General features: G+C 73.6%; 10 protein-coding genes. 4 read left to right on the top strand and 6 right to left on the bottom strand.

Annotated elements, in window-relative coordinates; genetic code table 11:
• Nucleotides 1-33: 33 nt before the first annotated feature.
• Complete coding sequence (locus LPU43_RS00945; protein WP_229397846.1) at nucleotides 34-759, bottom strand: HAD-IA family hydrolase; 726 nt, start codon at nucleotides 757-759, stop codon at nucleotides 34-36.
• A gap of 235 nt (nucleotides 760-994) precedes the next feature.
• On the opposite strand from LPU43_RS00945, the gene LPU43_RS00940 reads away from it, so the two are divergent.
• Nucleotides 995-2,404, top strand: coding sequence for an acyl-CoA synthetase (locus tag LPU43_RS00940; RefSeq protein ID WP_229397844.1), 1,410 nt, complete (start codon nucleotides 995-997; stop codon nucleotides 2,402-2,404).
• A gap of 48 nt (nucleotides 2,405-2,452) precedes the next feature.
• Here the strand turns inward: LPU43_RS00940 and LPU43_RS00935 are convergent, their stop codons facing one another.
• From LPU43_RS00935 to LPU43_RS00925, 3 genes are all read right to left on the bottom strand, one after another.
• Nucleotides 2,453-2,944, bottom strand: coding sequence for a hypothetical protein (locus tag LPU43_RS00935; protein ID WP_229397842.1), 492 nt, complete (start codon nucleotides 2,942-2,944; stop codon nucleotides 2,453-2,455).
• Nucleotides 2,945-3,085: 141 nt separating this feature from the next.
• A complete protein-coding gene (locus LPU43_RS00930; RefSeq protein WP_229397840.1) occupies nucleotides 3,086-3,439 on the bottom strand; it encodes a hypothetical protein in 354 nt (117 codons plus the stop codon).
• Nucleotides 3,440-3,834: 395 nt separating this feature from the next.
• Nucleotides 3,835-4,023, bottom strand: a complete 189-nt coding sequence (locus LPU43_RS00925) for a hypothetical protein (protein WP_229397838.1) — start codon at nucleotides 4,021-4,023, stop codon at nucleotides 3,835-3,837.
• A gap of 661 nt (nucleotides 4,024-4,684) precedes the next feature.
• Here LPU43_RS00925 and LPU43_RS00920 point away from each other — a divergent pair.
• On the top strand, nucleotides 4,685-4,963 hold the full coding sequence (locus LPU43_RS00920) for a hypothetical protein (protein ID WP_229397836.1): 279 nt from the start codon (nucleotides 4,685-4,687) through the stop codon (nucleotides 4,961-4,963).
• 368 nt (nucleotides 4,964-5,331) lie between these two features.
• Here LPU43_RS00920 and LPU43_RS00915 read toward each other — a convergent pair whose 3' ends face one another.
• A complete protein-coding gene (locus LPU43_RS00915; RefSeq protein ID WP_229397833.1) occupies nucleotides 5,332-5,994 on the bottom strand; it encodes a 4'-phosphopantetheinyl transferase family protein in 663 nt (220 codons plus the stop codon).
• A 238-nt stretch (nucleotides 5,995-6,232) separates the two neighbouring features.
• On the opposite strand from LPU43_RS00915, the gene LPU43_RS00910 reads away from it, so the two are divergent.
• Nucleotides 6,233-6,685, top strand: coding sequence for a cold-shock protein (locus LPU43_RS00910; protein ID WP_229397831.1), 453 nt, complete (start codon nucleotides 6,233-6,235; stop codon nucleotides 6,683-6,685).
• 29 nt (nucleotides 6,686-6,714) lie between these two features.
• Here LPU43_RS00910 and LPU43_RS00905 read toward each other — a convergent pair whose 3' ends face one another.
• Entirely contained in the window at nucleotides 6,715-8,097 is a 1,383-nt protein-coding gene (locus LPU43_RS00905; RefSeq protein ID WP_229397830.1) for an AMP-binding protein, read from the bottom strand.
• A gap of 1,358 nt (nucleotides 8,098-9,455) precedes the next feature.
• On the opposite strand from LPU43_RS00905, the gene LPU43_RS00900 reads away from it, so the two are divergent.
• The gene (locus LPU43_RS00900; protein ID WP_229397829.1) at nucleotides 9,456-12,290 is read left to right on the top strand and encodes an AAA family ATPase; all 2,835 of its coding nucleotides are present in this window, start codon (nucleotides 9,456-9,458) and stop codon (nucleotides 12,288-12,290) included.
• Nucleotides 12,291-12,734: the final 444 nt, after the last annotated feature.

The following is a 12,734-nucleotide window of genomic DNA, read 5'->3' as shown; positions in this document are numbered from 1 at the left end:
GTGAATCAACTCACTCGACGTCGAGTCGGGGTGTCAATCGCGCGCGGGGCCGCCCGGCAGGGGTGCCGGCCGGTCACGATCCGTGCCGGCGCGGCAGGGGGCCGCGCAGAGCGGCAGCAGCTCCCCGATCGCGGTCAGAGCCGCGTCCGGTCCGGCGGCGAGCAGGGTCGGCGGGTCGGTCTCGCCCCAGAGCGCCGCCACGGCGACGACCCCGGCCGCGCGGGCGCTGGCCAGGTCGCTGGGCGCGTCGCCGAGCATCAGCGCGGCGGCGGGCGCGACGCCGAGCAGCTCCAGCGCCCGCCGCACGATGTCCGGGGCGGGCTTGGGCCGGGCCACCTCGTCGGAGCCGACGACGTGGTCGACCAGGCGCAGCATGTCCAGCCGGCGCAGCACGTCGCGGGCCCGCACGCCGCTGCGACCGGTCGCCACGGCCAGCCCGACCCCCCGGCGGCGCAGCGCGGCGAGCACGTCCACGGCCCCGTCCACCGGCGTGACCCGGTGCGCCAACCGGTTGCTCTCCCGGACGAAGGGGCCGGCCATCGACGCGGGCAGGCCCATCAGCCGCAGCACGTCGGGCAGGTACCGGCCGGGGTGGCGGCAGTACTCGTCGACCGGCGCGACGCCGTCGCCGACCACCTCGGCGTACGCGAGGGCGAACGCCTCCCGGGCCACGGCCAGGCTGTCCACCAGCACGCCGTCGAGGTCGAGGACGACCGCCCGGACCGGGCCGGGCGTGCCCCGCGTCGCCGCCGTGACCACCGGCGTCACCTCCCCCGCGCTGCGTGAGACGGCCGGCGCGGACCGTAGGGGTGGCCGGGCCGGGGGCACCCCGACTACGGTCGGGTCGTCCGGGACCTCGTGCCGGTCCCCGGCGACGACGCCCCGCGCGGGCGCCCACGCGAACCCTACCGGCGGCCCCGGGGCGGGCCGGCGTGGCCCGGGGGCGCGTCGCCGGCACCGGCCCGGGTCCGCGCCACTGGAGAGGTCGCCCACCATGCCGCTGCTGCGCTGGCTGTCCGAGTCCGCCGACGACCGCCCGGACGCGATCCGGGTCGACGACCGGGCGGTGTCCTGGGTGGAGCTGCGCCGGCTCGCCTCGGCCGTGGCCGACGAGCTGCGCGGCGTCGACCGGGTGGCCGTGACGGCGACCCCCACCCTGGAGACGGTGGTCGGCGTGGTCGGGGCGCTGCTGGCCGGCGCGGCGGTCGTGCCGGTGCCGCCGGACGCCGGGCCGATGGAGCGCGACCACATCCTGCGCGACTCGGGCGCGGCGGCGCTACTCGTCCCGGCGGGCGGGGACCGCCCCGCCGACGGCGCGGGCCGGGCCGTGGTCCCGGTGGACCTGACCCGACGCTCGGACACGGTCCATCCCGAACCGGACCCGGCCGCCACCGCGCTGATCCTCTACACCAGCGGCACGACGGGTGCCCCGAAGGGCGCGGTGATCCCCCGCCGGGCTGTCGCGGCCTGCCTCGACGGGCTCGCCGAGGCGTGGGCCTGGACGCCGGAGGACCTGCTGGTGCACGGGCTGCCCCTGTTCCACGTGCACGGCCTGGTGCTGGGGGTCCTCGGGCCGCTGCGCCTCGGCAGCCGGCTGCACCACGTGGGCCGGCCGCGCCCCGAGCGGTACGCCGCCGCGGGCGGGTCGGTCTACTTCGGCGTGCCCACGGTGTGGTCGCGGATCGCCGCCGACCCGGACTCGGCCCGGGCGCTGCGCCCGGCGCGGCTGCTCGTGTCGGGCAGCGCCGCCCTGCCGGCGGCGGTCTTCACCGACCTCGCCGCGCTGACCGGCCACGAGGTCGTGGAGCGGTACGGGATGACCGAGACCCTGATCACGGTGAGCGCGCGGGCCGACGGGCCGCGCCGGCCGGGGACGGTCGGGGTGCCGCTGCCCGGGGTGCGGACCCGGCTGGCCGACGAGCACGGCGGGCCGCTGCCGGCCGACGGGGCCGCGATGGGCGAGCTCCAGGTCGCCGGCCCGACCCTCTTCGACGGGTACCTGGGCCGGCCGGACGCCGACGCGGCGACCCGCACCCCGGACGGCTGGTTCCGCACCGGGGACGTGGCCACGATCGCCCCGGACGGGTGGCACCGGATCGTGGGCCGGGCCGCCACCGACCTGATCAAGAGCGGCGGGTACCGGATCGGCGCGGGCGAGGTGGAGGACGCCCTGCTGGCCCATCCGGGCGTACGGGAGGCCGCCGTGGTCGGCACCCCGCACCCGGACCTCGGCCAGCAGGTCACCGCGTACGTGGTGGGCGACGGGGTGGACGGGGCGGAGCTGATCGACTTCGTGGCCCGGCACCTGTCGGCGCACAAGCGGCCCCGCGAGGTGCGGCTGGTCGACGCACTGCCCCGCAACGCCCTCGGCAAGGTGCAGAAGACACGGCTGGCCGCCGACTGAGGGTGGCCAGGGGTGCCAATGTCGCTGGGCCTGTTCGTGTGCGAGACCTCAACTCGCAGTGGGCCGATCCGTCGGCTCGCTCTCTCGACCTCTCCGCTTTCTCTTTCTCTTTTTTGCGGCCCGTTTTCTTTCTCTTGCCTCCTCTATCCGGGCGTCCTCGCGCTGCGCCGATGCCGAGAGAAATATGTTAAACACAAGGAAGGTTACGCCGGCATATCCCCAGCGACTCGTGACATCAAGCAGATCCCAGAAGAAGACCAGGTACCCGACCCCCGCAGTAGTTATCCACAACAGAAGCGGACCGGCTCGCGAGGTGGCGGAGTAAATCAGATAGGCAACCCAGGGGATGAGGGCGAAGGTAAGGTACAGCCAAACGTGCCGCTGCTGGTAAAACCAGCTCTCAAACCCATCGCCTGGTGTTGAATTCCTGGACTGCGGGAGTAGCCAGGTGGCGAATGCGAGGCCCGTCGACCACAGGGCCACCATGAGGTTGGCTAAAGCCACCCAGCCCCGGCGTTTCCTGGGCGCACGAGATGCCATCAGTCGAGTGTAGAGGCATCATCAAGTCGATTCTTCCAAGAGGTGGGAACATCCCCTCGGAGCCGATCTCCTGATCGAGCGAGGCTCCCGCGTCCGACAAGCGGTGGTGTGGACAGTCAACGTGCGTCGGGTGCAGTCCGGCTATCCCTTCCGCTTGGCTAGCTCCTCCAACGCTTCCACCCGGCGGTGTTGCCACTCCATAAATCGCTGGCGGGCCTCCCGTTCCTTCATGACAACTTCGCCTATGCGCCCTCCGTAATTGGCTTGCCCCTTAATGCTCTCTCGGAGCTCCTTCAGCTTGTCGGCAATTCTGATGCGAAGTTCGATTAGCTCTACCTCAAGCTCAAACAGACAAAGCCTTCGTTCATCGAAGATGAGAACTCCCCCGGCTGGATAGAAGACCCGAAGACCTGCCGAGCTCCATGATCCCCCCGGATTCGATACGGTCTTCAAGACGAGCCGGTCGGTGATGCACCAGCCGGAGAAGCAATCCACGCCGCTGAGCAGGTGCTTCTCGAAGTACTCATCATAGTGCTCTTAGGCGTCGCGAACATTGTTGACGTCCAGAATGTGGCAGTCGTAAAGCGCCGTGTGACTGGTCGAGCTGAGACCTGCGTGCCTCACTCGACCAGAGTGAGGAGGGGCAAGACCGTGGCACTGTCACAGCATTGAGCCCATCGCCGCAGCAAGTCCGCTGATCGCTGCGGTCATCCTGGGGCTCCCGGTGGCCGGCAAGGCGATCGTGGCCGCTTTCGCCCTGAGAGGTGCCGAGGCCCAACGATCGTGCTGCGATCGTGAAAGGCCGCATCCGAGCTGTTTCGGTGGTGGCGTCGCTGATCGCCACGGTAGGGCGGCAGCCGGGCGTGGTGACTCTTGGTTGCTGCGCCCGGTCAGTCCTCAGCCGGGCTCGGGCGGTTCTCGGCAATCCAAGCTCGGACGGCCTTGCCATCCCAGACGCGGCCCATCTTCAAGGTGGCGAGCGGGTCAGGGAATCCCTTGCGACCCACGATGATCGTGGCGCGCTGCTTGCTGATCCCGCCCAGCAAGTCGCGGATCTCATCCAACCCGAGCAGCTCCACAAAGCTGACGGTATGGCCCGAGGGTAGTGTGCCAGGCAAAACTGGGTGAGGCAACCCCCATGGGGGTTGCCCTCGTACAACGTCTTGTGCTGCGATGGGTCACATGCCGCGACACATCCCATACGCCCAGTACTTGACCGCCGTGGCCCTGACCCTGGCTCGCAGGCATCGGCCGAGGTGGAACCATCTCCTGGAGCGAGTGACCTGTCGGTGTGGGCGGGACCTACCCTGCCAGGTAAGGCATCGTGTCTCGATCAACCGGGGGCACTGGCCGGGTGAGAGCCGATGACCACGCACAGCCCGGTAATGCCTGTCTGGACGTGCGCGGGGTGTGGTCGGGCCTGGCCCTGTGCGATCCGACGCCGTGAGCTACAGGCCGAGTTCTTCCGCGCTCCGGCATCGCTGCGCCTCTACATGGCGTCTTGCTACCTGAGCGCGAGCCAAGATCTGAGCTGGGCTCCCGCCGGCACCCTCCATCGCAGGTTCTTTGGGTGGCTGCCGTGACCGAGCCTGAGGTGCCGTTCTTGATTCAGGTGGCCTGGTTCGTTCTCGACGACCACACCGTCAAGCGCTACCGCCGGTGCTCCCCGGACGGCTGGTGCCCTCGCGTCGCGGCATCCCGTGCCCGCATTCTGGCCTGGCGGACGGCGAGGACGCTGCGATGAACGCACCCCTGCCGAAGGCCGGCGACCTGGTCCAGGTGACCCGGGCGGCCAGCGTGCAGTTCCAGAAGCCGATCATGTTCCGGGTCATCCGCGTGCTGGAGGACTGGACCGCGAAGACCTACTACGGGTGGGCCTGGCTCGACGGGTACGAGCTCGACGCCAAGGGCGACGCCGTGAAGCGTCGGTCGATCTTCATACGACCGGCGGGGTTGGTCATCCAACGACGAACCGCCCCGGTGCGACCGAGGCGGCCCAGATCGAACGTGCAGGCTTAAGTCGTATCGATGCGTAGCCCGGCATGGGCGGGTGTGGTCAGCCCTCCTGTGTGCCCGTGCTCGGGGGAAGCTTGTTCCCGAGGAGTAGTGCCGCGTTGGTGTGGGTCTGGCCGATGCGAGCCAACAACGCCTGAGCGGCGTTTCCTGGACCGAGTAGAGGCGCTGATGTCGTTGTCGACGCAGCTTGCGACGAACTGCAGGTTCAGCCGTTCGCCGAGCGCGTCAAGGTCCTCGTCCTGTCGGCCAATGCCCAGCTAACGGCCCTCGCGGTCGTCACTGATGCGCCGGTGTTTCACCGTACGCCGGGGGTTCATGGCCGGACCGCGTCCGGGTGCCCGTTGTCACGCGATGCGTCGTGCCGGCGACCCTCAGCCGGCGACCGCGGGGATGCTGATGGCGGTGACCACCAGGCCCCGGTCGACCAGGAACCGGCCGTGGAAGGATGTCACCGGGGCCCCGCCGAGGACCGGGCCGGGCACCAGCAGGCGGGCCACGAACGTGCCGGCGGCGTCGATCACGATGTCCGCCTCCGCGAAGTCCAGCCACCGGGCGGTGAGCGGGAACCACGCCTTGTAGACCGACTCCTTGGCGCTGAACAGCAGGCGGTCCCAGCAGGTCGCCGGGTCGGCGGCGGTCAGCGCGGCGATCCGGGTCCGCTCGGCCGGCAGGGCGATGGCGTCGAGCACCCCCTCGGGCAGCGGCGCGTGCGGCTCGGCGTCCACCCCGAGGGTGGCGAACTGCGTGACACGGCCGAGGACGGCCGCCCGGTAGCCGTCGCAGTGGGTCATGCTGCCGACGACCTCGGCGGGCCAGATGGGGGCGCCGCGCTCCCCCGAGACGATCGGCACCGGGGCGATGCCCAGCTCGCCGAGCGCCCGGCGGGCGCAGTGCCGCACGGTGGTGAACTCCCGTCGCCGCTTGTCCACCGCGTTGGCGACGAGCTTCTCCTCCTCGGGGAAGAGGGTCAGGCCGGCGGGGTCGGTGAAGGACTCGGCCACCACGGCGGCCGGGGGAAGTATCCGCTCGATCACGCCGCCGATGCTAGGCGCTGCGGCGGCGCTCTCCGACCCTTCGCGGAGCCGGAACGCGCCGAAAAGGGGTGGGTACGGGTGGAGGCGGGCGCAAAGGAGTGCGATTCTGGGGGGTGGCCCGGCCCGGTCGGCCGGGCACGTAGTGGCACCGGTGCGCTGGCCTCAGCGCACCGGTCCTCAGTGCAGTGGCGTCAAGTGCGGTGGTCTGGATGCAGTGGTCTCACGGATGCGGGAAGCGATGCTGACTGGCAGGGTGGTGCGGTTCGACGAGGTGCGGGGCTACGGCTTCATCACCCCGGACGGCGGTGGGGACGACGTGTTCGTGCACGCGAACACGGTGGACGGCGACAAGTGGGCGCTGGGGCCCGGTGTCCCGGTGGAGTACGAGGCGGTGGAGAGCGACCGCGGCCCGAAGGCCCTGACGGTGCGGGTGGTCGGGCCGGCCCCGGCGGGCGAGCGCTCCGCGCGGGCCGGTGCGTCGCCGGCCGGGCGCGGCCGCGAGGCCGGGCAGGGCGTGGGGGCGGCCGACGACGAGGAGGGCCTGTGCGACGTGCTCTCCGAGCGGGCGTTCTACGCCGAGACGACCGAGGCGCTGGTGACCTCCGTGCCGGACCTGACGGGGGCGCAGATCGTGGCGGTGCGGGGGCGGATGCTGGCCCTGGCCCGGCGGCACGGCTGGGTGGAGGGCTGAGCGTCCCCCTCAGCCGGGGGCGGGCCGGGTCAGCCGGCGGCCATGAGCACGGACTTGCGCACCCTGCCCAGGGCGCTGCGCGGTAGCTCGTCGACGAAGTGCACCCGGCGGGGGCGATGGCAGGCCGACAGGTGGCGGCCGACGTGGTCGATGAGCGCCTGGGCGGTGAGCCCCTCGGCCGCGACGACGTACGCGGTCACCTGCTCGCCGAGAGCGTGGTGCGGAGTGGCCACCACGGCCGCGTCGCTGACCCCGGGGTGGCTGCGCAGCGCCTCCTCGACCGGCCCGGCGTGCACGCGGCGGCTGCGGCTGTGCACCACGTCGGTCCGCCGTCGCCCGATGATCCGGTGCGAGCCGTCCGCCGCCACGGTGGCGAGGTCGCCGGTGGCGTGCCAGCCGGGGGCGGGCGGGGGCGGCCCGTCGACGTACCCGCTGAACAGCGTCGGCCCCCGGATGCTCAGCTCGCCGACCGACTCGCCGTCGGCCGGCACCGGCCGGTCCTCCCGGTCGAGGAGGCGGGTCTGCACGCCGGGCAGGGGCGTGCCGGCGATCCCGGTGTCACCGGGCGCGCCGGCCCGGCCGGTCACCGCGATCAGCGTCTCGGTCGTGCCGTACCCCTGGATCGGGGCGTGCGTGGTGAGCAGCCGCAGCCGCTCGGTCAGGGCGGGGGGCAGCGGGGCGTCGGCGGAGACCAGGAGCCGCGCGTCGGCCAGCGTGCGGGCCCACGGGCGGTCCCGCGCGATGCGCGCCCACTGGTCGGGGACGGCCAGGTACATGGTGCCGACCGGGCCAGCGGCGGCGTACCGGTCGAGGTGGACGAAGCGGCTGCCGACCCGTAGCGCGCCGAGGAGGCCGACCACCAGGCCGTACGCCCGGAACAGCGGGGCGGCCTGGACCAGGACGTCCTCCCGGTTCCAGCGCCACGCCTCGGCCAGCAGGTCCAGGTCGGCGGCGACGGCCCGGCGGGAGATCCGCACCCCGCGCGGCGGCCCGCCGGTTCCCCCCGTGTAGAGGACGACGGCGTCGACGCCCGGGGGCGGCTCCGGCTGCTGGCCCCAGGACCGTCGCCGCAGGTCGACCGGGACGACGGGTAGCCGGGGGGACGCGGCGACCACGGCCGGGCCGAGGACCACGCTCGCGCCGGACTCCCGCAGGATGCGGGCGCGCTCGCGCGCGTCGGCACCGGGCGGCAGGGGCACCAGCGGTACGCCGGCCTGGACCGCGCCGACCATGCCGACCACGGCCTCCAGGCTGGGTGTCGCGTCGACGGCGACCGCGCCGGCGCCCCGGATCCGGTCCGCGACCGCGTTCACGCAGCCGAGCAGGGCCTCGCTGGACAACGCCCGGCCGGCCACCCGGACGGCGTCGGGCCGGTCCGCGCCGGCTCCCCGCAGCGCCGGGAGCAGTGTCATCGGCGCCGCCCTTCATCGAGGAGGTCGGCGATTCTCGGCGGTGGCTGGGACATCACGGCCACAGAGCCCTTCGCGTCGTCGGTGGGGGTAGTCCCATGTCCGGCCGCCCCGCGTGCTCGCGGGTGCCCCGAAGTTAGGCGCGGTCACCGGTTGGACACAACCCCTAGCCGTGCGGCCGAGCGGGGCGGCGCCGACCGGGGTGCGGGCGGGTAGCGTGCCAGGTGGGGCCCCATACGGCCCGGCTCGCGACCCCGGCGGGACCGGCCGTTCCGCCCCTCGGCACGCCGTCGCCGGTGGCTCGGGGACGCCCGCAAAGAATGGCGACGAATCGCGCGGGGGAATCGCCGGACGCCCGCAACGGGTCTTCCGCGCGTCAATTTTGCAGCCGCACGAGATTGTGTTCCGTCAGCCGGGAAGGCATGTTCGCCGCCCGGCCCGACGGCACCGGCCCGGATTCAACATCAAAACGGCTGTTCTTTTTTAAGTGCCCGAATCGGGCAAGCGCGTGTCGATGCCACCGAAGGGGACGCACCGTTGGGGGTGCCTCGGGAACCGGCGCGCCACGGAGGACGGGGCGGTGCCGCCGGACCGAACCCGACGACCGCACCGACCGCCGCACCCGACGGGGGACGACGCGCTCGGTGGCCACGCGGGGCGCCGTCCGGGCCGACGGCACGGGGCGGGGGCGGGCCGCGCGCGGCGGCGGTCGACGCGGGCCCCGTCCGGTGAGCTGCCGCGCTTCGGCCTCCAGACGAGCTGGCGGGTCGCCGGTCACGGCGTCCGGCAGGGTTGAGCGGCGGCCCACGCCGACCGCCCCGCGGCGGGTCCGCCACCCGCCTCCCTGCCCCGCGGCGGTCGGCAGGCCGTCGCCCCGCCGGGCCCCCGCGCGCCGCTGCCCAAGGCTGTCGCGCCCCGCTGTCCACCGGCCCCGGAAATTGGCGTCGTGCGACGGGAGGACCGCTCACGTATCACGTTGTGAATTCGTCCGGCGACGGTCCGCTGTTGCCCTTCCGGGCGGGCCCGGGGCGCCAAACCACGTTTGCACATCCTTTACCGTCAACCGCTTGCCGCCCATTTGCGGGAATGCCATACTTCCCACCATGCATCGCGGTCGATAGGGGAAGGATGCGTCGGGGCGGCCCAACAATTGTCGATGGACTGGCAGCCTCCCACCCGCAGCCGGCCAGGCAGTCAGGTCTATCGATGCCCCGCTCGCGGCGCGCGGCGGCCGTCCGTATTCGCCACACCGGAATGGGTCCAGAATTGCCGGTCTCCGATTTCGTCAGGCTCGATGGCAGAGCAGGCAGGGTGGTGCACCCGGCGACCGCGAACCCCGCGCGCCGTCCGAGGCCACGCCCATGGAGCTGACCGAACGGTCCCGGCAGCTCGGCCTCCTGGAGCGCCGGCTCGCCGCCCTGCTCGGGCCCGACGACCCGCTCGCCGACGCGCGGCCCGTCACCGTGCTGACCGGGCCCGTCGGCGCCGGCAAGACCACCCTGTTGCAGGCGTTCGCCCGGCAGGCCGGCGAGGCCGGCGTCCGCTTCCTCGGCGCGAGCGCCTCCCGGGCCGAGCGCACCGTCGCGTTGGAGGTCGTCCGTCAGCTCTTCCGGGCCGCGCCGCTGAACGACGACGAGCGCGCCCGCGTGGGACGGCTGCTCGACCAGAGCGCCCTGGACTGGGTCGACACGGACGACGACGACCTGGAGGGCGGGGCCCGGGCCGTCGCCGCGATCGGCGACGTCCTGCTGGACCTGGCCGCACGGGGCCCGCTGGTCGTCGCCGTCGACGACGCGCACCACGCCGACCTGCCGTCGCTGCGCTGCCTGGACTACGTGGCCCGACGCCTCTCCGGCCTCGCCGCGCTGATCGTGCTCACCGAGTCGCCCCGGACCAGGCCGTGGCACCCCGAGGTCTACGCCGAGCTGCTGCAACCCGCCCGGCTGCACCGGGTCCGGGTCCCCCTGCTCTCCCGCGACGGGACGTACCAGGCCCTCGCCGCCCGGCTCGGCACCGTCGCCGCGCGCGGCATCGCCGATGAGGCCCACCGGATCAGCGGCGGGAATCCGCTGCTGCTCCAGGCGCTCGCCGACGACCACGCGGCCGCCCCGCCGGGCCGCGCCGGGCGGCCGGAGGTCGGCGAGGCGTTCCGGGAAGCCGTGCTGAGCTGCCTCTACCGCTGCGAGCACCTGGTGCTCACCTCCGCCCGGGTGCTGGCGGTGACCGAGGAGCCGCTGCACGGCACCCTGCTGCCGCAGCTCGTCGACGTGCGCTCGGGGTCGGTCCTGCGGGCGATCGACGAGTCCACCAGCGCCGGCCTGGTCACCGGCGACGGGCTGCGCCACGGCGCGGTCGGCCGGGCCGTGCTCGACGGCATGACCGCGGAGGAACGCTGCCGGCTGCACCGGGAGGCCGCCTGCCTGCTGCACGAGGACGGCGCACCGCCGCTGCGGGTGGCGCGCCACCTGGCCAGGACGGACGGGCTGAGCGAGCCCTGGATGGCCCGGACCCTGCTCGACGCCGGCGAACAGGCGTTGCGCGACGGCGAGGTGCACGCCGCCCTGCGCTTCCTGCGCCGGGCCAACCGGGACTCCCTCGACGAGTGCCTGCGGGCCCGGGTCCGCTCCGCGCTCGCCCGCGCGGAGTGGAGCCTCGACCCACAGGCCGCCGTCCCCCACCTCGAGGGGGTGGCCAACGCCGTGCGGGCCGGGCACCTGGGCAGCAGGCAGGCCGCGGGGCCGATCCAGTACCTGCTCTGGCACGGCCAGATCGACAAGGCCGCCGAACTGGTGCGCCACCTCGCCGACCGGGCCGACAGCGCCGACCCGCGCTCGGCCGCCGACCTGCTCGTCACCCGCGCCTGGCTCTCGGTCTTCTACCCCGGTGTGGCGGTCGACCGGCCCGCGCCCACCCGGGACCCGCTCGCCATCGCCCGCGTCAAGCATCGCCTCCGGGGCGTCACCCTGCTGGCCTCCGCGCTCGGACGCGGCGACTCCACCGCGGTCGAGGACGCCCAGCGGGCACTGGCCACCACCGGGCTCGACGACGAGCGGAACATGTGGACCGCCCTCTGCGCCCTGATCGCCATGATCTACGCCGACCGGTTGGACCTCGCCGACGACTGGTGCGACCGGCTGGGCCGGGGCGGCAGCGCCCACCGGCACGCCACCCCGGCGGCGATGCTCTCCACCCTCGACGCGGTGATCGCCAGCCGGCGCGGCGACCTGCCCCGGGCGCGGACCCTGGCCGATGCGGCGCTGGCCCAGCTCTCGCCGAAGGGCTGGGGCGTGGTGATCGGCATACCGCTCGCCGTACGGCTGCGGGCCCTGACCTTCATGGGCGACCTCGACGCGGCGGCGGCGTGCCTCCAGGTTCCGGTGCCGCCGGTGATGTTCGAGACCCCGTTCGGGCTGCACTACCTCCAGGCCCGTGGGCTGCACGCGCTCGCCGCCGGCAGCGCGGAGGCCGCCCTGGCCGACTTCCAGCTCTGCGGTCAGCTCATGACGGCCTGGCGGCTGGACCTGCCGGCCATGGTCCCCTGGCGGACCGAGTCGGCCCGGGCGCTGCTCCAGCTCGGTCGCCGACAGCAGGCGGAGAAACTGGTCCGGGAGGAGCTGGGCCGGCTGCGGCCCACACACGTGCGGCACCGGGCCGCCGCGCTGCGGGTGCTGGCCGCGACCGAGGACGGCCGGGACCCGATCCCGCACCTGCGCAGCTCGGTGCGGTTGCTGCGGCAGTGCGGCGACCGCCTGGAGCTGGTCCACAGCCTCGCCGACCTCGGGCACGCCTACCAGCAGGCGGGCGACCTGCGGCGGGCCCGCGAGGCGACCCGGGCCGCCCGGGCGCTGGCCCAGGAGTGCGGCATCACCCGCCTGGCCCCCGGCACCGCCGCCCGCGGCGGCCAGGCCGACGGCGACGGCGACCGCACGGTCGCCGTGGAGGGGCTCAGCGACACGGAGGCCCAGGTGGCGACACTCGCCGCGCAGGGCCACACCAACAGGGAGATCGCCAAGGAGCTCTTCCTGACGGTCAGCGCCATCGAGCAGCGGCTGACCCGGATCTACCGCAAGCTCGACGTGGACTCCCGGCGCGACCTGGCCGCCCGGCTGCGCTCGACCCGGTCCGGCACGAGCCCCGCGGGGCGTCACGCGCCGCCGCGCCCCGGCCCCTGGCCGGACGGCGACGCTCGCTTCTGAAGCGCCGGCCGGCGCCCCGTCCCGACCGATCGGCGGCGGGTCAGCCGCACGGACCGTCCACAATGGATTTTTGGTACGGGCGCAGGCTCCACATTGCCACTTTCACCGTCCATCATGTCGTCTCGCTCCTCCACTCGGCCGACCCGGACACCCCTTCCGGCGGCTATGGCAACCCCTAAGGGCTACCGACACCCGCAGGTTTGAGCGCGAAACGATGGGGTCTCGCGCCCGTTGTCGCACGCCTGGCCCGGTGCCAGACTCGCTGGACACACGGATCGATCGCTGGAAAGCGCGGTCCGGAACGGACAGTTCTTTTCAGGTCCACCTGGCACGGCGGCCCGGTGCGCTCCACCCCTACCACCCCGTACGGCGGGCGGGCGCGGTGGAGGGGCGGCCGGCGGCCCGGGGACGGTGTCGGTGCGCGCCGGTGACCCCGGTTCGGCA

Source organism: Micromonospora okii (assembly GCF_020884795.1).
Lineage (GTDB): Bacteria > Actinomycetota > Actinomycetes > Mycobacteriales > Micromonosporaceae > Micromonospora > Micromonospora okii.
Note: the sequence above shows the minus strand (reverse complement) of the source record. Positions and strands in the feature narration are given on the sequence as shown.